General features: G+C 42.1%; 16 protein-coding genes and 18 tRNA genes. All 34 read right to left on the reverse strand.

Annotation, left to right across the window (positions count from 1 at the left end):
- Positions 1–42: 42 nt before the first annotated feature.
- Complete coding sequence (gene purN / locus H7T97_RS07700; RefSeq protein ID WP_201089977.1) at positions 43–597, reverse strand: phosphoribosylglycinamide formyltransferase; 555 nt, start codon at positions 595–597, stop codon at positions 43–45.
- Positions 597–1,619, reverse strand: coding sequence for a phosphoribosylformylglycinamidine cyclo-ligase (gene purM / locus H7T97_RS07705; RefSeq protein WP_201089979.1), 1,023 nt, complete (start codon positions 1,617–1,619; stop codon positions 597–599). The genes purN and purM overlap by 1 nt, the downstream gene beginning before the upstream one ends.
- Positions 1,620–1,829: 210 nt before the next feature.
- A complete protein-coding gene (purF, locus tag H7T97_RS07710) occupies positions 1,830–3,269 on the reverse strand; it encodes an amidophosphoribosyltransferase (RefSeq protein ID WP_003009289.1) in 1,440 nt (479 codons plus the stop codon).
- A 12-nt stretch (positions 3,270–3,281) separates the two neighbouring features.
- Positions 3,282–7,007 carry a phosphoribosylformylglycinamidine synthase gene (locus tag H7T97_RS07715; RefSeq protein ID WP_155125374.1) on the reverse strand — a complete coding sequence of 1,242 codons (3,726 nt, stop codon included), beginning with the start codon at positions 7,005–7,007 and terminating at the stop codon, positions 3,282–3,284.
- Positions 7,008–7,218: 211 nt separating this feature from the next.
- Complete coding sequence (gene purC, locus H7T97_RS07720; RefSeq protein WP_049515036.1) at positions 7,219–7,926, reverse strand: phosphoribosylaminoimidazolesuccinocarboxamide synthase; 708 nt, start codon at positions 7,924–7,926, stop codon at positions 7,219–7,221.
- A 150-nt stretch (positions 7,927–8,076) separates the two neighbouring features.
- A complete protein-coding gene (locus tag H7T97_RS07725) occupies positions 8,077–8,325 on the reverse strand; it encodes a phosphopantetheine-binding protein (RefSeq protein ID WP_031574126.1) in 249 nt (82 codons plus the stop codon).
- Between the two features lie 3 nt (positions 8,326–8,328).
- Positions 8,329–9,324 (reverse strand): phosphate acyltransferase PlsX, encoded by a 996-nt coding sequence (gene plsX / locus H7T97_RS07730; RefSeq protein ID WP_201089981.1) that lies wholly within the window; start codon positions 9,322–9,324, stop codon positions 8,329–8,331.
- Positions 9,321–10,100: a DNA repair protein RecO gene (gene recO / locus H7T97_RS07735; protein WP_201089983.1), complete on the reverse strand. Its 780-nt coding sequence runs from the start codon at positions 10,098–10,100 to the stop codon at positions 9,321–9,323. Before recO ends, plsX begins: the two co-directional genes overlap by 4 nt.
- Positions 10,084–11,265 carry a pyridoxal phosphate-dependent aminotransferase gene (locus H7T97_RS07740; protein WP_201089984.1) on the reverse strand — a complete coding sequence of 394 codons (1,182 nt, stop codon included), beginning with the start codon at positions 11,263–11,265 and terminating at the stop codon, positions 10,084–10,086. The genes recO and H7T97_RS07740 overlap by 17 nt, the downstream gene beginning before the upstream one ends.
- Before the next feature lie 155 nt (positions 11,266–11,420).
- The gene (srtB, locus tag H7T97_RS07745; protein WP_155168302.1) at positions 11,421–12,269 is read right to left on the reverse strand and encodes a class B sortase, LPKTxAVK-specific; all 849 of its coding nucleotides are present in this window, start codon (positions 12,267–12,269) and stop codon (positions 11,421–11,423) included.
- An 88-nt stretch (positions 12,270–12,357) separates the two neighbouring features.
- On the reverse strand, positions 12,358–12,978 hold the full coding sequence (abpA, locus tag H7T97_RS07750; protein ID WP_070594694.1) for an amylase-binding adhesin AbpA: 621 nt from the start codon (positions 12,976–12,978) through the stop codon (positions 12,358–12,360).
- A gap of 222 nt (positions 12,979–13,200) precedes the next feature.
- Positions 13,201–13,341 carry a hypothetical protein gene (locus tag H7T97_RS07755; RefSeq protein WP_173018797.1) on the reverse strand — a complete coding sequence of 47 codons (141 nt, stop codon included), beginning with the start codon at positions 13,339–13,341 and terminating at the stop codon, positions 13,201–13,203.
- A 49-nt stretch (positions 13,342–13,390) separates the two neighbouring features.
- Positions 13,391–14,365, reverse strand: a complete 975-nt coding sequence (locus tag H7T97_RS07760; RefSeq protein WP_021154183.1) for a ribose-phosphate diphosphokinase — start codon at positions 14,363–14,365, stop codon at positions 13,391–13,393.
- 178 nt (positions 14,366–14,543) lie between these two features.
- A complete protein-coding gene (gene pcsB, locus H7T97_RS07765) occupies positions 14,544–15,794 on the reverse strand; it encodes a peptidoglycan hydrolase PcsB (RefSeq protein ID WP_155200042.1) in 1,251 nt (416 codons plus the stop codon).
- Positions 15,795–15,887: 93 nt separating this feature from the next.
- Positions 15,888–16,388, reverse strand: coding sequence for a rod shape-determining protein MreD (gene mreD, locus H7T97_RS07770; protein ID WP_195529594.1), 501 nt, complete (start codon positions 16,386–16,388; stop codon positions 15,888–15,890).
- Position 16,389: 1 nt separating this feature from the next.
- Positions 16,390–17,208 (reverse strand): rod shape-determining protein MreC, encoded by an 819-nt coding sequence (gene mreC, locus H7T97_RS07775; protein ID WP_195529595.1) that lies wholly within the window; start codon positions 17,206–17,208, stop codon positions 16,390–16,392.
- A gap of 62 nt (positions 17,209–17,270) precedes the next feature.
- Positions 17,271–17,358: transfer RNA gene (locus H7T97_RS07780), tRNA-Ser, on the reverse strand.
- Between the two features lie 4 nt (positions 17,359–17,362).
- Positions 17,363–17,436: transfer RNA gene (locus H7T97_RS07785), tRNA-Ile, on the reverse strand.
- Between the two features lie 39 nt (positions 17,437–17,475).
- Positions 17,476–17,546, reverse strand: a tRNA-Gly gene (locus H7T97_RS07790).
- Positions 17,547–17,562: 16 nt separating this feature from the next.
- Positions 17,563–17,635, reverse strand: a tRNA-Phe gene (locus tag H7T97_RS07795).
- Positions 17,636–17,638: 3 nt separating this feature from the next.
- Positions 17,639–17,712: transfer RNA gene (locus H7T97_RS07800), tRNA-Met, on the reverse strand.
- 9 nt (positions 17,713–17,721) lie between these two features.
- Positions 17,722–17,811, reverse strand: a tRNA-Ser gene (locus tag H7T97_RS07805).
- A gap of 10 nt (positions 17,812–17,821) precedes the next feature.
- Positions 17,822–17,895, reverse strand: a tRNA-Ile gene (locus H7T97_RS07810).
- A gap of 16 nt (positions 17,896–17,911) precedes the next feature.
- Positions 17,912–17,985: transfer RNA gene (locus H7T97_RS07815), tRNA-Met, on the reverse strand.
- Positions 17,986–17,991: 6 nt separating this feature from the next.
- Positions 17,992–18,065, reverse strand: a tRNA-Pro gene (locus H7T97_RS07820).
- 19 nt (positions 18,066–18,084) lie between these two features.
- Positions 18,085–18,158, reverse strand: a tRNA-Arg gene (locus H7T97_RS07825).
- 36 nt (positions 18,159–18,194) lie between these two features.
- Positions 18,195–18,268, reverse strand: a tRNA-Arg gene (locus H7T97_RS07830).
- A gap of 19 nt (positions 18,269–18,287) precedes the next feature.
- A tRNA-Leu gene (locus H7T97_RS07835) sits at positions 18,288–18,373 on the reverse strand.
- A 7-nt stretch (positions 18,374–18,380) separates the two neighbouring features.
- Positions 18,381–18,452: transfer RNA gene (locus H7T97_RS07840), tRNA-Gly, on the reverse strand.
- Positions 18,453–18,475: 23 nt separating this feature from the next.
- A tRNA-Thr gene (locus H7T97_RS07845) sits at positions 18,476–18,548 on the reverse strand.
- Positions 18,549–18,565: 17 nt separating this feature from the next.
- Positions 18,566–18,647, reverse strand: a tRNA-Leu gene (locus tag H7T97_RS07850).
- 6 nt (positions 18,648–18,653) lie between these two features.
- A tRNA-Lys gene (locus H7T97_RS07855) sits at positions 18,654–18,726 on the reverse strand.
- A gap of 24 nt (positions 18,727–18,750) precedes the next feature.
- Positions 18,751–18,823, reverse strand: a tRNA-Asp gene (locus H7T97_RS07860).
- Between the two features lie 2 nt (positions 18,824–18,825).
- Positions 18,826–18,898, reverse strand: a tRNA-Val gene (locus tag H7T97_RS07865).
- Positions 18,899–19,009: the final 111 nt, after the last annotated feature.

Raw genomic sequence — 19,009 nt, forward strand, 5'->3', positions numbered from 1 at the left:
TTTCTCCTACCAAGATTACACAATCAAAACTTGATTTCCTTCTTACTTCCTCTCCACTCCCAAACGTTCCAAGACTTCTGGATAGAGCTTGTACTCTGTTTCATGGATGCGAGTTTCGAAAGTATCAAGGGTATCCCCTTCAAGGCGCGGCACGCGCACTTGCTGAATAACCTTACCGGTATCAACGCCAGAATCCACCCAATGGATAGTCACACCGCTCTCAGCAACGCCTGCATTCCAAGCATCCTCAATACCATGAGCACCTGGAAATTCAGGGAGATAAGCCGGGTGAATATTGATGATACGGCCTTCAAAAGCTGCTAGTAAGGTTGGACCGACGATTTTCATATAGCCGGCCAAACAAACTAGGTCAATCTGGTGCTCATCCAAAAGTTTGACAATAGCTTCTTCATAAGCTGCTTTATTGTCAAATTCCTTAAGTTCAAAGGCATGGCTCACCACGCCAAGGTTTTTGGCACGTTCTAAGACATAGGCATCACGATGATCTGAAAAGACAAACTCTACCGGAAATTGTTCTGCAATCACCTGAAAGTTTGACCCGTTGCCAGAGGCAAATACAGCAATCCTTTTAGCCATTATTTAATCACCACACTTGCGCCGTCTTTCTTCACAATACGACCGATTTCATAAACAGGTTCGTCAAGAAGTTCTTTGACACGTTCCACATTTTCTGGTTTCACTGCAAGCATGAGACCAATCCCCATGTTGAAAATTTCAAACATTTCTTCATGTTTGATTTGGCCATATTTTTCAAGAGCTTTGAAAATTGGAAGAACTGGGACTCTGCTTTCGTCAATTTCAGCAGCCAAGTCATCTGCGAACATACGTGGTACATTTTCGATGAAACCACCACCTGTGATGTGGGCAATTCCGTTGACCAATTCTTCTTTGATGAGTGGCAATGCTGCTTTGACGTAGATACGAGTTGGCTCCAAAAGAACGTCTTTAAGTTTCTTCCCTTCCAATTCTGGGAGAACTTCTTCACCTGTGTAATCCGCAAAGACACGACGAACAAGTGAGTAACCATTTGAGTGGATACCGCTTGAAGCAAGTCCAAGAATCACATCCCCTTCAGCTACTTTTGAACCGTCGATGATTTGAGATTTTTCTGCAACACCGACAGCAAAACCAGCCAAATCATAGTCATCTTCACCATACATGCCAGGCATTTCAGCTGTTTCCCCACCGATAAGGGCTGCACCAGCCTGCACACAACCTTCAGCAACACCAGCAACGACCTGTTCCAATTTAGCAGGTTCATTTTTACCAGTTGCAATATAGTCAAGGAAGTAAAGGGGCTCCGCACCTGCGGCGATGATATCGTTAACACACATAGCGACACAATCTTGACCGATGGTATCGTGTTTGTCGTACTTAATAGCAAGCATGAGTTTAGTACCGACACCATCTGTACCTGAGATCAAAACAGGCTCTTTGACACCTGTTTTTGAAAGATCGAACATACCACCGAAGCCACCGAGAGCTCCCATAACACCTGCACGTTCCGTACGAGCCACGTGTTTTTTGATCCGTTCAACAACTTCATAACCTGCTTCAACGTCCACACCCGATTGAGCGTATGCATTCTTATTTGTCATTTTTTAATCCTTTTCTTTTTTTGAGAAAGAGTGCGACGTATTTTTAGATAAACAATTTTTTTATCTAAAAATACTAGTCAGGTCTCTAGCTTTGGTCCCATAGGGCAAAGCGTCTACTGACAAATGCTTTAGCTTTTAGTCAGTAGTGAGACGTGGAGCATAAGCATTTTTATTTGTCATTTGTTTCATTCCTTTTCTTTTGCACTGCTCTTAATAGAAAGAAGTATGTTCTTTCAAACTTTCCACATAGCGTTCTTCGTAGTCATACAAAGGCGTTGGATATTTTCCATCAAAGTAAGCTACACAAAGACCGCCATTTGGAGCATCTGTATCAATTCCAATAGAATCAATCAAGCCATCGATTGACAAATACGTCAAGCTATCTGCACCAATGATATCGCGTGTTTCCTCTACTGTGTGATTGGCAGCAATCAATTCCTTACGTGTTTGAATATCGATCCCGTAGAAACATGGGTAGGCAAGGGCTGGGCTACCGATTGCTACGTGGACCTCTGTAGCTCCTGCTTCTTTCAATAACTTCACAATTCGACGTGATGTTGTCCCACGTACGATAGAATCATCAATCATGACAACCCGTTTGCCTTTCACGACACCGGATACGGCAGAGAGCTTCATCCGAACCCCTTGCTCCCGTAGTTCTTGTGTTGGTTGAATAAAGGTCCGTTGGGTATATTGGTTTTTAATCAAGCCCATTTCATTTGGTAGGCCAGATTCTTCCGCAAATCCCATGGCTGCGCTAAGTGATGAATTAGGTACACCGACCACAATATCTGCTTCATGTTTGAATTCACGTGCCAATTGAGCCCCCATACGTTTACGGGCTGTATGGACATTGACCCCTTGGATATTGGAGTCTGGGCGAGCAAAGTAGATATACTCCATTGAGCAAACAGCCAATTGGGTGTCCGTTGTATAGTTATCGTAAGTGATGCCGTTATCATCGATGATCACGACTTCACCCGGATTTACATCCCGAATCCACTCTGCTCCAACCACTTCAAAGGCACAGGTTTCAGATGAAACCACGATAGCTCCGTTGGCCATTTTCCCAATCGAAAGAGGACGGAAACCATTTGGATCCAAGGCGGCAATCAGCTTATCTTCCAGCATGAGAAGGTAAGCAAATCCACCTTTCACCGTATTCAAGGCTTCTTTCACCTTACCCATGAAAGAAGGGTTGTGGCTCCGACGAATCAAGTGGGCCAAGATTTCTGAATCAGAAGTTGAGCTAAAGATCGCTCCGTTATTTTCTAACTCCCGTTTGAGGGACTTGGCATTGGTCAAATTCCCGTTGTGAGCAAGTCCAAACTGGGTATCATGAAAGCGAAAGAGGAAAGGCTGGATGTTATCCACCGAAGCTTCCCCAGCTGTCGCATAGCGAACATGTCCAATCGCACCCGTCCCTGTCAACTTATCCAAGTTAGCAGGATTCCGAAACACCTCTGAGAGAAGCCCCGTATCACGATACCGTTTTAATTGACCCGCATCATTTGAAAGGATCCCCGCCCCTTCTTGACCACGGTGTTGAAGACTGTGTAATCCGAAATAAGTCAGTTTTGCAGCATCTGGGTGTCCCCAGATCCCAAAAATACCACATTCTTCATTAAGAGATTTAACTTCGTATGTCATTTTGTATACCTTTTATTTTCCAGTAAAGTATTTAACCGCTGACGCAAAGAGATGTTGATCTTTATTTCCTGGAATATTTTGGAAGAGACCGTCTTCGAAACGTTCTGAGTGTCCCATCTTCCCGATGATTTGACCGTTCTTACTTGTGATACCTTCAATAGCATTAACAGATCCGTTAGGATTGTATTTAGAATCCATGCTTGGTTTACCTTCGAAGTCAACATATTGGGTAAAGATTTGACCATTGTCACGAAGCTCTGCAAATTCTTCAGCTGTCACGACAAACTTCCCTTCACCGTGTGATACTGGGATGGCATGGATGTCACCAACTTTCACGCCTGCAAGCCATGGTGAGTTCGTGTTGGCAATCCGTGTTTCAACCATCTTAGCCACGTGTTGGTTGGCATCATTGTAGAAGAGGGTTGGACTCGTGCTGCTCGCATCTTCAAAGTTACCATATGGAAGAAGGCCTGATTTGACGAGGGCCTGGAACCCATTACAGATACCGATGATCAAACCACCACGTTCGATGAAGTGATCAATGGCTGCACGCACTTTTTCGTTAAGCAAGATGTTCACGATAAATTTAGCGGATCCATCTGGTTCATCTGCTGCTGAGAAGCCACCTGCAAAGAAGATAATATTCGCTTTTTCAATGTTGTCAACCATGGTGTCAACAGACTTGACAATAGCTTCTTCATTCAGTGTGACAAATGGTACCAAGTTGACTTTTGCACCTTCTTTTTCAAAGGCCTTAGCGGAGTCATATTCCGAGTTAGTACCTGGGAATACTGGGATGTAAACCACTGGTGCCTCAACTGTTTCTTTAGCTTTGATAACAGTATCTGATGCCAACGCAGGTACTTCTTCCAGCTCAGTTGCTTGTGCAAATTCCGTTGGGTAAACCTCTTCCAATTTACCTTGGAAGGCACTGTCAAGTTCGTGTCCATCAAGCGTTACACCATTGACAGTAAGTGTAAAGTCATCTGCTGTTTGTCCAATCTTGGCAACACCTGCAATTTCTTCAGGCGATGTGAAGATGAATCCACCCAATTGGGCTGTCAAGCTAGTGTCAAGGTCAGCTAATTCGACGTTTGCACCAATATGGTTCCCAAAGGTTGCAAGGGCAAGAGCTTCAAGGACACCACCGTATTTGACAGCGGATGCAGATGTGACTTTGTGAGTTGCTTGGATGGCTTCAAATTGAGCAAAGTTAGACTTGATAAGATCAAAGTCAATTTCTTGTGCCAAAGCTTGACCTGGGATGTAATAGATATTTTCACCAGTAGCTTTAAATTCTGGAGAAAGGACCTTACGGCTATCTGTAGTTGTCACCCCAAAAGCAACCAAGGTTGGTGGTACTGTCAATTCTTCAAAGGTACCAGACATAGAGTCTTTCCCACCGATAGATGGCAAACCAAGTTGAATCTGAGCTTCAATGGATCCAAGAAGAGCTGCTACTGGTTGACCAAAACGCTCTGCTTGTTTATCCATCCGCTCGAAGTATTCTTGATAAGAGAAACGAGCCTTAGACCAGTTTGCACCAGCAGCAACCAAACGAGCGGTTGCTTCGATGACCGCATAGGCAGCACCATGATATGGAGACCATTCTGCTACATAAGGGTTGAATCCTTGCGCCATAACAGAAGCGGTGGTTGTCACGCCATGTTGGACTGGTAATTTCTGTACAGAAGCTTCCGTTGGTGTGATTTGGTAGCGACCACCAAGTGGGTGATTGACTGTTGAACGACCAACTGAGCTATCAAAGATGGTTTGTAACCCTTTTTGACTGGCATGGTTCAAGTCAGCCAAGACCTCAAGAGTATCCGCTTCAAGGGTTTCAGCAGATGTTTGACGTTCTTCTGGAAGCTTGACATCCTTGTCAACCACCTTAGCATCTACAACCACACGTACACCGTTTGTATCAAGGAAACGACGTTCCAAATCAACGATGGTTTCACCATTCCAGTGCATGACTAGATTTGGTTTTTCAGTCACTGTCGCAACAACCACAGCATCAATATTTTCTTTGTTACATGCTGCAACGAAGGCGTCTACATCTTCTGGACGAACCACCACAGCCATCCGTTCTTGAGACTCAGAAATGGCAATTTCTGTACCGTTCAAACCTTGGTATTTCAATGGCACTTTGTCTAGATCAATTTCAAGACCATCTGCCAATTCACCGATAGCCACGCAGACACCACCAGCACCAAAGTCATTTGATTTCTTGATCAAACGGGTCACTTCCCCATTACGGAAAAGACGTTGAATCTTACGTTCTTCGATGGCATTCCCTTTTTGAACTTCAGCACCAGCTGTTTCAACAGATTCAACCGTTTGAACTTTAGAAGAACCTGTCGCACCACCGACACCGTCACGTCCAGTCTTACCACCGAGCAAGATAATCACATCACCAGCTTCAGGTTTTTCACGGACAACATTTTCCTTAGGAGCCGCACCGACAACCGCACCTAGCTCCATACGCTTAGCAACGAAACCTGGGTGGAAGTATTCACGAACATAAGTTGTGGCAAGACCAATTTGGTTACCGTATGAAGAATAACCGTGAGCTGCTGTTTTAGAAATCACTTGTTGTGGCAATTTCCCAGCGCGAGTTTCTGAAATTGGAGCTGTAATATCGCCAGCACCTGAAATACGCATGGCTTGGTAAACGTAGGAACGCCCTGACAATGGGTCACGAATGGCACCACCGATACAAGTAGCCGCTCCACCAAATGGTTCGATTTCCGTTGGGTGGTTGTGAGTTTCGTTCTTAAACATGAGAAGCCATGGCTCTTTCACACCATTGACATCCACTTCAATTTCAACAGAGCAGGCATTGATTTCATCAGATACTTCCATGTCATCCAAACGGCCATTGGCACGCTCATAACGACCAAAAATAGTCGCCATATCCATCAAGGTTTGAGGTTTTTCTGTACGTCCCAACTCATCACGCATGGCAATATACTTGTCATAAGTCGCTTGCAATTGTTTTTCAAATTTAGAAGCTGAGAAGTCGATATTTTTCAACTCAGTCTCGAAAGTTGTGTGACGACAGTGGTCAGACCAGTAAGTATCCAACACCTTCAACTCAGTCTCAGTTGGCACACGTCCAATAGACTTGAAGTAATCTTGAATGAAGAGAAGGTCATCCACTTCCATGGCCAATCCTTGCTCTGCCTTATACTGTGCAAAATCTTCTGCCGTATAGCTTTCAAAGAAATCCAAGCTTGGAATGGTCTTGTCAGACTCAGAGAAATCCTGTTTAGCAATGCCAACAGTGATGTCTTTGAAACGAGAATCCACTGGGTTCAAGAGGTAGTTTTTGACCGCTTCCAACTCATTCGCATCAATATCCTTGTTGACCAAGTAAAGTTGCGCTGTATTCACTGTTACATCATTTGAACTACCAAGCAAAAGCAAAGCTTCTTGTGAAGATGCCGCACGTTGGTCAAATTGACCAGGCAAACTTTCGATCGCAAAGAAAGCATGCTTTTCAAGATCAGCCTGAACCGCAGCTTCATCCAAAACAGTATCGGTCACTTGCTCAGAGAAGATATGTTTTTCCGCACGCGCAAACAAGTCCTCTGCCAAACCAAAAACATCGTAAACCTGAACAATCCGAAGATCCTTCAAGGTTTTCAACTGAAGATTATGCTGTAATTCTTTTACTAAAGAGTCCGATTTCACACGAAAATCAGCTTTTTTCTCAACGAAAATACGTTTATCCATTTTATTTCCTTTATCTATTTCTACTTAAAGATTGTAGTGAAGACCAAGTATTCTATTTGTAAAAGGCTACTTCAATCCTTGCAATTTTTCTAATACAACTTCATAAACATCTGTCAAGCTACCAAGATCACGACGGAGTGAAAAGGTCTAGTAGACCTTTTCAGCCTGAGTCCTTTTACTTGAAAGACGAAGGTTTTCCGTTTCAAAAAGATTACTTCAAGCCCTGTAATTTCTCCAATACAACCTGATATACATCCGTTAAACTGCCCAAGTCCCTACGGAAGACATCCTTGTCCATATGGTGCCCCTCAGCATCCCAAAGGCGGCAGTTATCTGGTGAAAATTCATCTGCCAAGATAATTTTGCCATCCTTATCAAAACCGAATTCCAATTTGAAGTCAATCAAACGAAGACCAATTTGTGCAAACCAATCTTTCAGCAATTCATTGATACGACGCGTTTCTTCCTTGATATAAGCAATTTGTTCATCATTGGCAATATCCAAGAACTTCACATGCTCATCATTGATGAATGGATCATCCAAATCATCGTTCTTATAGTAAAATTCAACGATAGGAGTTTTCAAGTCCAAACCTTCTTCCACGCCAAAACGTTTAGAAAAAGAACCCGCAGTCACGTTACGAAGAACAACCTCCAAAGGAATGATTTTCACTTTCTTGTTGAGTTGTTCTGTGTCAGAAATACGTTCGATAAAGTGAGTAGCTACACCCGCAGCATTCAATTTTTCAAAAATAAGAGACGAAATCTGATTATTTAGCACACCCTTTCCCTTAATAGTCTCCTTACGAGCCCCATTTAGCATGGTTGCCTGGTCCTTATAGACCGACTTAATCACATTTTCGTCCTCAGTAGTATAGATATCCTTAGCTTTTCCAGTATAAATCAGTTGATTGGTCATGACTTTGTTCGCCTTTCGTATTTTATCACCTTCATTCTATCACATACAAAGTGTATTTTCAATAAATTTCCGTACAATATAGGCAGAAACCGAATGAAAAGGACAGAAAAAAAGATCATCCAGAACAATCTCTGAACGATCCCTTTTCAACTACTTACTAGCAGTTCGTTTTTCGATATAGTCAACGACATCTCCTACCGTGTTAAAGTCATCAATAGCCTTGTCTGGAATCTCCAATTGGTATTCATCCTCAAGATTGATAATAAATTCCATCAATTCAACAGAGTCGGCTTGTAAATCCTTGCGCAAATCTGATTTCAAAGAAACTTGGAAATCTGGTCCCTTGCGGTCTTTGAGAAATTCCTCAATTGTAGCTAAAATTTCGTTTTGTTTGCTCATATATTATCCTTCCTTCGATAATTCCTTCACTGATTTTCCAACAACATCTGTCTCTAACATAGTCCGAATCTGACGAATGGTACTATAGACTGCTTTTGCATCGCTCGAACCATGCGTTTTAACAACAGGTGCTTGAAGGCCAAATAAAACCGCTCCTCCAACATCTGAGAAATCCAAGGTTTGTTTCAATGATTTCAACCGGTCCTTGAGGAGAAAAGCTCCTAGTTTCGCCTTCCAGTTTCCAGTAGCAATTGCTTGTTTCAGTTGCTTCAAGATTCCAAAAGCTGTTCCTTCCATCGTTTTCAAGACAGCGTTTCCCGTGAAACCATCCGCCACAACAACATCTGCAACACCATCCATCAAATCACGCGCTTCCACATTTCCAACAAAATGAATCGACGCATCCTCAGATAACAATTGGTAAGTTTCCTTGCGCAAAGGATCTCCCTTACTAGCTTCTGTCCCATTGTTCAATAGACCCACGCGTGGTTTTTGAATCCCACGAACATTTTCCGCATAGTAAGACCCCATCACAGCATACTGATGCAAGTGCTCTGGTGTATTTTCCGCATTGGCACCTAAGTCCAACATGTCATACCCGCGACCATCAACCGTCGGAAGTGTGGACATCAATCCAGGGCGTTCCACCCCTTTGATACGACCAACGATAAAGAAACCTGCCGCCAACAAGGCACCCGTGTTACCCGCAGACAACATAGCATCTACATCTCCAGCCTTCACATCCTTGGCAGCCAAGACCATAGAGGCCTGTTTCTTCCGACGAATAGCACGTGCCGGCTCATCATCTGAATCGATTTTTTCCTCCGTATGAACAATCGATACACGCTCTGTTGCTGTTAAATAGTTTTTGATTTTTGCCTCATCACCATACAAGACAATCTCAATATCATCAATATCACGAATGGCTTGATTCACGCCTTCTACCAAGGCTTGAGGTGCATTATCGCCCCCCATTGCATCTACTGCAATTTTTTTCATGTTTCACCTCCAGATGAATCTTTCATAATCGCTCCCCAATCACTTAAGGAATCGATAAACTTTTTAGCTTTTAAATGGATCCCTACATACTCCTCATACAACTGATCCATCGCCTGACGTAGAGCTGCTTTCATCTCCGCTTGTAGAGAAATCGTCTCTAGCTCACTGAATCGCACTGCTTGAAACTGATCCAATAAATAGAGAACATTTGGATGCCAGTGAGCGCGTCTCTCATCCTGATCATAATGATCCGGACAAAGGACCCCACTATACCGGAAGGAATAGTCAAAAGGAAGGCCAACCCGATGGCAGAAACAGCATTCATGCAGATTCAAGACAACCCCAAACCGCGATAGAATCTGAATCTCAAAAATATTGGTCAAAACCTCATAATCCAAGCCTTCTTCCATCAAAGACAGGGTCTTTTCCAAAAAAGCAAACAAGGCCGGATCCACCTGATTATCCTGAATACTGGCATCCGCAAGCGCCAGAACATAGGTCGCATAAGAAAGGGCAAAAAGATCTGCATTGATTTTCTTATAAACCTGCACATCTTGAAAATCATCAATATAACTCAAGCCATCATCATTGATTTTCAGCAACATATCCGCCGTTACCAAAGGTTGTAACATGGGATTCAATCGTGATTTTCCCGCATGTTTCACAAAAAACATCCGCTTACCTGACTTCTCCGTGAAGATCTTGACCAATTTGTCATCCTCACGAAATTCCCGATTATACAGCACAATGCCCCGGGTCTCAATTGACTCCAGCATGTTCTTCCATATACTCCTTCAAGCGTTTCATAGCTTCCTTGATAACCTCCATGCTGGCTGCATACGACAAACGCACATAACCTTCGCCATATTGACCAAAAGCAGCACCAGGAATAAAGGCAACCGCTTTTTCACGCGCAAAATCCTGCAAGAAAGCAAAGGAATCTTGATTATAACCAGCTGGGATTTTAGCAAAAATATAAAAGGCACCATCTGGCTTAATCATCTCAAACCCAAGCGCGGACATCTGTTCGATAATATAATCCCGACGCTTCACATATTCCTTCTTCATCGGTTCCGCATCATCTCGACCTTCCGTCAAAGCTTCGATCGCAGCATACTGGTTCATGGTTCCAGCAGCCGTTACCAAATACTGATGGCTCTTGATGAGTTGGGCCGTCAACGCAGCCGGGGCAAAGATAAAGCCAAGTCGCCAGCCTGTCATGGCATGAGATTTGGACAAGCCATTGATAACAATGGTCTGCTCAGGAATAAAGGAGGCCATAGAGACATGCGCTTCTCCAGTATAAGTTAGCTCTGAATAAACTTCATCACAAATCACAAAGACTTCATATTTTTTTAGGACAGCAGCCAATTCTGCCATCTGTTCGCGCGAATAAGTGACACCCGTTGGATTAGCTGGATAATTGAGAATAACAGCCTTCAATTTTTCACCCTGCTCTAGAATGGCCTTTTCCAACTTTTCAGGAGTCAAGACAAAACGATCTGCTGTCGTATCAATTTCGACAATTTCCGCCCCAACCAAATTCACAATCGGTTCATAACCAGGATAAGCCGGCGCCGGAAGAAGTACTACATCCCCAGGTTCCAAGATTGCTGTCAAGGTTGCAGATAGGGCTTCAGTCGCACCGATCGTCACCAATATCTCATCTTCAGGACGGTAGTAAATACCATATTTATCAGCCACAAACTGACTCGCAGCCTCACGCAAAGCCAGCAAACCACTCATCCCAGTGTAATGGCTAAAATTCGCATCAATGGCAGCCTTTCCTGCTTCTTTTACATGTTCAGGAGTTGTAAAATCCGGTTCCCCCAAAGTCAAACGCAAGACACCAGGAATGGAAGAAATTGATTGATCGAACTGACGAATCAAAGAAACTTCAATCCGATTCAGATTTTTATTAAAACGTTTCGTTAAATCCATAGAACACCTCCAAAAACACTTATATTCATTATACTATAAATAGGACCCCATCGCAAAAGAACAAGCCAGATCCCCACCTTTTGCTGACCACCAAAGGACATTTCAAAAATCCTTCCATGAAAAAAAGACTTAGCAATGCTAAGTCTTTCAAGCCATTATTGTTGACCACGTGTTGCCACATATTTCAATTGATCCGCATGTTTTGCCACAAAATCCTTCATTTCTGAATCAGGAATTTGACGAAGGTAGAGGTTAGAACGAATGGTTTCATCCTCTTCACGACAAGTTGACAATACTAAGTATTTATCAGATGCTTTGATCTTGATATTAGGATTCTTCGTACGAGCTGACTCATAGATATTCTTCAATTGTGTCGTAAAATCATTGTCATCAGTAAAGCTTGTACGGTAGAAAGCGGTGTCCTCTGGGACAATGACCAATCCCATTACTTCATAATAATATTTCCGCTCTGGTGTCTCAATCACAACATACGGATGTTGGTCCAAATACTCTTGTTTGTCATAGTAGTTGACATCATTAAACATGCGATGATCGCCGACCTTACTACCACGAGCATGACCAAACAACCAAGTCAAACGATCACTGAAGTCTTTCTTGTTGTCCATATCCATGAAGACTGTCCCCATGTATGGTTCATTTCCACCATCAAACGTCTTATTCAAATAAGTTTCATTGTCAGTGGTTTGTACAACAGGTTCATCCAACTCAGTACCCGGTGCATAGACATAAGCAATTGCCTCAGGGTTAACAGCTGTTAACTGAGCAAAACGATTTTTCAAGTAATCTTTTTCTTCTTGGCTTGGTTCATATTTAGTTTCTTGCTTGGTTGAGCTTGTTCCAGTTGTTTTTTTAGCCGTGCCAGATGACTTAGTTCCTCCAAATGGATTAAAGAAAATAAATCCAGCAACAAGAACAACAACTGCAACAAGAGCAGCAATTACAAGACCCAATTTATTTGAACTTTTTTCCCCAGCTCTTTTCATTGATTGATCTCCTCTTGATGATTTTTTCTAAAAAATAACACTGAACCCGAAGGTCCAGTGATATTTTACGAGCTAATTAATAATCAAATTATTTAACTGCGCTTGTTTTTGGAAGAGCTTTACCAGCTTGTTTTGAACCAGCTTTACCAGCTTCTGCTTTTTTAGCTGCTTCTTCTGCTTTAGCTGCGTCAGCTTTAGCTGCGTCTGCTTTAGCTGCGTCTGCGTTAGCTTGTTCTGGATTAATTCCATGTTCTTTCAAGTAACGAGCGTTAGCTTGTTCTGGAGTTTCATTCAAGATATAGTAACGGCCTTCTTTTTTCTTAGCTGTGTTTTGAACAGTTTGGAATTGTTGTACATATTTGTTACGTACGTTCAAGAATGCAGTATTGAATGCTGCTTCATAAGCTGCTTTCTTTTCTCCGTAAAGGTGTGAACCACCTTCAACAGCATCAAATTCAGCTTTAGCTGCTACTACTGCTGGATCAGCCGCTGCTTCAGCTTTGATTTCGTCCATGTGACCGTTAAGGTATTCTTCAACTGTACGAGCACTTACAAATTCAGATTGATCATAGTATTTTGAAGCGACGTCAGTATCTTGAGGTCCTCTAGGATTGTTAGCTCCACCGTTGACTCCACCTTCGGCAAGAACTGGTGCTGCTGCAGCAAATACTGCAAGAGCTGCTACTGATGATAATAAAACTTTTTTCATTGTTTTATCTCCTTTTTTCTTTTCAAAAATTATTCGTTACTTCGTAACTATGACTAGTATACTAGGATATTCTGCCTATGTCAAGACTTTTTCCATTATTTTTTAAAAAAAGTTTAATCTTTTGATCCATTTGAGATATAGAACTACGAATTTAAAACCATCTTGGAAAAATACTCTATTCATATATAAAAATGTATTTAAAAAATAGAAATCTTTTCTATCCTATTTCACCACCCCATTTTTTGGCAATCGTTTCTTGGGCAAACTAGGATCAGCCTTTGCTTCTAGTTCTTTAGCTGCTTGAACCAGTTTTTTCCGTTTCTTTTCTTTTTTTAGATTTTCCAACCATTTTCTGATTTCCATTTGTATATCCTCCTAAATAAAAGAGGCCAGTTACCCAGCCTCCTTATTGTTAACATTTTTTGGCATTTCCGATTTCAAATAGAGGAGAAAGAGGGCGATTTTCGTGAATGCGAACAATGGCCTCTGCAAGGAGTTTCGCAATCGAAATTTGCTCAATCTTATCAATTAATCGATCTTCCGGTAGATAAATCGTATCCAACACCACCAACTTCTTAATGGCTGATTTTTGAATATTGTCCATCGCTGGTCCTGATAAAACAGGGTGAGTACAGCTCGCATAAACTTCAACAGCACCTGCTTCTGCAAGGGCGTCCGCGGCATGACAGATTGTACCAGCTGTATCAATCATATCATCAATCAAAATACAAGTCTTGCCTTCAACACTCCCAATGATATTCATCACTTCACTCGTATTCATCTTATCGACACTTCGACGTTTATCAATAATCGCAATCGGTGTCTTCAAAAATTCAGCTAATTTTCGAGCACGAGTCACACCACCATGGTCTGGACTGACAACAACATAGTCTTTCCCAATCATCCCACGACGTTCAAAATAGTCGGCGATCAAAGGCGCACCCATCAAGTGGTCAACAGGAATATCAAAGAAACCTTGAATCTGAGCGGCGTGCAAATCAATTGTCAAGAGGCGATCAACACCAGCAACCTCAAGCATATTGGCTACCAACTTAGAAGTGATTGGTTCACGAGCTCGAGCTTTCCGGTCTTGACGAGCATAGCCGTAATATGGCATCACCACATTAATGGATTGCGCACTAGCCCGTTTCAACGCATCTACCATAATCAAAATTTCCATTAGATTATCGTTAACCGGCGAGCTAGTGGATTGCAAAATATAAACATCTTTCCCACGGATTGATTCTTCAATATTAACCTGAATTTCTCCATCAGAAAATTGACGAACCGTTGACTTTCCAAGTGGTAGTCCCATTTCTCGAGACACACGTTGAGCCAATTCTTGATTTGACGACAAAGCAAAGAGCATTAAATCAGAAAATGACATGATTTCCTCCAGTAAAATCTAAAACCATATTGTACAGTCAGCACAAATTTCTCCTGTAACCATTTTATCGCTTTTTAAGCAAATATTCAAATATTAATTTATGGAAACTACAAAATCTATCACTACCTAAATTCTATCAAAAAAGAAGCAGAACAAATGTTCTGCTTCAGTGTAATTCTTAGTTTGGATAGATATAAGTAACAGTACCTTGTGCTGTTGTTGGGTTAAACCAACCACGGTAGTTCCCAATACTACGGATACCATTATAGTTAGACTCAGAGACTTGGATGCTCGTTGTAGATTGAACGGCTGTAACAACTGCTACGTGTCCATATCCACCATCATTCCAACATGCAATGGCACCAACTTGTGGTTGAGATCCTGTACGGAATCCTGCTGCCGCTGCACTTGCTGCCCATTGTCCACCATTACCCCAGTAATCACCAGCCCATGGAGCCAATGTCTTCGCACCCCATGTACATTCACCAACTGGATAAGATGATGCAGATGTACTATAAGTTGGACGAGAAACAGTTGCTGCTGGAGCTGCTGGAGCTGCTGCTGCTTGAGTTTGAACAGCAGGTTGAGCTGCTGCTTGAGTTTGTGCAGCCGCTGGTGTTGCAGCAGGTGTTTGTGCTGCTGCCTGAACTTGTGCTTGAAGAGTTGTATTAGCAGAAGCTTTTACAGCTGCTTGTTGTTCTTTTTGTTTTGCACGGTAAGCTGCCTCAGCTGCTGCCGCTGCTGCCGCTGCTTTTTCAGCTTCAGCTTTTTGTTGCAACAAAGCGTTCTTTTCGTTTTCAGCAGATGATTTTTCAGCTGCCAAATTCAATTGTGCCACTTTCAACTCAGCTTCTTTAGTTGACAAAGCTTGCGCATCATCTTCTAATTGCTGTTTATTTGCAATAACAGTATTGATAGCGTCGTTGTTTTCTTTTTGTTTTTGTGCAATATCTTCTTTATCACGTTTTTGCTCTTGCAACATTTTGTTGTTAGCATCTGCAATTTCATTCATAGCAGAAATACGTGAGATAGCTTCTGTCAAAGATCCAGAGCTAACAATCGCATTAATATAGCTTGTTGCAGTTCCAGTTGTTTGAGCACTACGTGCTTGATTTGCAAGTGATTCTTGACGAGCAACAATATTTTTTGACAACTCATCGATCTCAGCTGACAATCGTTCAGATTCTTCATTCAAACGGTCATTTTCAGCTTGAAGATTTTCTTGTTGTTGTTTAATTTCAGATACTTGACCTTGGATTTGATCTACCTGAGCTTGTGCACTTTGTTGTTGTTGATTAATACTATTGATTTTGTTATCTTGAGCAGCAATCTTATCATCTGTTGAATCAGCTGATACACCAGCTACGACAGCACCTTGTGATAAAGCAACTGTACTCAATAAGATTGTGGCAAATAATTTTTTCTTCATTAGATAAATTTTCCCTTTCTAATAAGACACTAACTAGTATAACAAATTTTTTGAAATTTTATATTACGCTATTGTTACATTTTTATTGCGAGTTTATAAATAAATCTTTTCAAGTAAAGGCTGTAATACTAATAATAGAAGTACATTCAAAATTAAACTTGGGGAAATTTGGTAAATAATTAGTGTAATCCAGTTAAATTTTATACCGATAAAAAGAACCAAAAGAAGGTTTGTTAAAATCTGAAATAATAGAATCGTTAATAAAAATGTAAAAAAACGAGTCAATCGATTGACTAAAATAATCTGATTACACCGATAAAAAATCACCTGAAGTAAAGGAAATACTAGGAAGGCAATTCCTAGAGTGTGTAAAAAATACACATCAAAACAAAAACCAAAGAAGACTCCCCACCAAATACTAGCTATCTCAGAGAAATAGAGACTCAATAACATAAAACCATATAGAAATAAAAATGAAGTAGGTTCAAAGGAGTTTGGACAGAAACGAGAAATAAGAAGAGAGATCTGCCCGTCAACAAATAAAGATAAGAATAAGATTAAAGGGAAAAAATGGTACTTACGTATGACTTTCACACTACTCTCCGATCAATAGTACATAACGATTGACATCTAAATTAGCCTTTGGTTTCACACGAATTTCTTGCCCTAACTGATCAGATGCCTTTTGAGTAGAAGTCACTGTACCAAGAGGTAAGTCACTACTCTTATATTTTCCTAAACCACTTGTTGAAACCAGAGATCCTTTTTTAATTTCAACTGGATCTCCAATTTGCAACAACCGAAACTCACCCGTCTTCTCATCATAACCATTTAATAAGGCAAAAATAGATTGACCTTGACTCTCAATTTTAAACGTCAGGTGTTGTGAAGAAATAGTATCTTCGACTAATAATTTTACTTTACTAGAATGTTTCTCTATACTTTCTACCACACCAATGACGCCACCAGACGAAAGAACAAACATAGAATCAGAAATTCCATCTGAACTACCTTTATCAATAACAAATTCCTGATCCCACGAACCATAATTACGGTCAATAATCTCACTAACGACTTGTTTAGAACCCGATACAGAATTCTTGATTGACATCAAATCCTTTAATTCTCTATTTTCTGATTCCAAACGGTTAAGTTTTGACTGGTCTATATCCTTTTGATAAAGACGTGATTTTAACGAACGGTTTTCATCATTTAATTCAGATAAATTCTTTAAATCCTTTGCCTTAGATTCCACAAAAACAAATGGTACCGATACAGTCTTATCAACAATAGCTAATAGATCAGAAGATTTTAAAACAATCGAAGTTCTAACAGATGGAAAAAGAAATAAAATTCCTGAAACAGTTAAAACAAACACAAAACTAAAAATTTTAAAGAATCGATTCAAGAACATAGACAAAACCTTCAAAAATATAAAAAATAGTTTGAGATGACATCTCAAACTTCGAAATTATACGGAGAATGGGGGATTCGAACCCCCGCGCCGGTTACCCGACCTAACGATTTAGCAAACCGTCCTCTTCAGCCTCTTGAGTAATTCTCCAAAATGGGCACGAGTGGACTCGAACCACCGACCTCACGCTTATCAGGCGTGCGCTCTAACCACCTGAGCTACGCGCCCAAGTTTAAAAAAACTTGGTAAAAATGAACAAAAGTTCAAAGCGGGTGACGAGAATCGAACTCGCGACAACAGCTTGGAAGGCTGTAGTTTTACCACTAAACTACACCCGCTTATTATTAAAAGAAATGGCGCGAGACGGAATCGAACCGCCGACACATGGAGCTTCAATCCATTGCTCTACCAACTGAGCTACCGAGCCAAATTGCGGGAGCAGGATTTGAACCTACGACCTTCGGGTTATGAGCCCGACGAGCTACCGAGCTGCTCCATCCCGCGTTAATATTAAGGAGGATGTGGGATTCGAACCCACGCACGCTTTTACACGCCTGACGGTTTTCAAGACCGTTCCCTTCAGCCGGACTTGGGTAATCCTCCAAAATAACAATGGACCTTGTAGGACTTGAACCTACGACCACTCGGTTATGAGCCGAGAGCTCTAACCAGCTGAGCTAAAGGTCCAACAAGATCAACAATATAGCGGCGAAGGGGATCGAACCCCCGACCTCCCGGGTATGAACCGGACGCTCTAGCCAGCTGAGCTACACCGCCATAATATCGGGAAGACAGGATTCGAACCTGCGACACCTTGGTCCCAAACCAAGTACTCTACCAAGCTGAGCTACTTCCCGATCTAAAGCTACCGCTTTATGCACCCTAGAGGAGTCGAACCTCTAACCGCCTGATTCGTAGTCAGGTACTCTATCCAGTTGAGCTAAGGGTGCTCGTTCCTATTCAATTATTACATAGCCTTGCGACCATGCACCCTAGAGGAGTCGAACCTCTAACCGCCTGATTCGTAGTCAGGTACTCTATCCAGTTGAGCTAAGGGTGCTTCTTTCAACCTTTGTCTATGCCGAGGACCGGAATCGAACCGGTACGATCGTTACCAATCGCAGGATTTTAAGTCCTGTGCGTCTGCCAGTTCCGCCACCCCGGCCTCCTCAAGCGAACGACGGGATTCGAACCCGCGACCCCCACCTTGGCAAGGTGGTGTTCTACCACTGAACTACGTTCGCATTGCTTTCTTTATATAAAAAAATGCCGGCTACATGACTTGAACACGCGACCCTCTGATTACAAATCAGATGCTCTACCAACTGAGCTAAGCCGGCTCATTATTATTCTCTTATGCGGGTTAAGGGACTTGAACCCCCACGCCGTAAAGCGCCAGATCCTAAATCTGGTGCGTCTGCCAATTCCGCCAAACCCGCAAAATATGACCCGTACTGGGCTCGAACCAGTGACCCATTGATTAAAAGTCAATTGCTCTACCAACTGAGCTAACGAGTCTTAAAATAACTTTCATTATCTTAACGGTCCCGACGGGAATCGAACCCGCGATCTTCGCCGTGACAGGGCGACGTGATAACCGCTACACTACGGGACCTATGGGAGTTAACGGGATCGAACCGCTGACCCTCTGCTTGTAAGGCAGATGCTCTCCCAGCTGAGCTAAACTCCCAAATGAGCCTAGTATCTACTAGGCTCAATCTCTTGCTAAGCGACTACCTTATCTCACAGGGGGCAACCCCCAACTACTTCCGGCGTTCTAGGGCTTAACTGCTGTGTTCGG

The sequence above is a fragment of the Streptococcus parasanguinis genome (genome assembly GCF_016648925.1).
Classification (GTDB): Bacteria; Bacillota; Bacilli; order Lactobacillales; family Streptococcaceae; genus Streptococcus.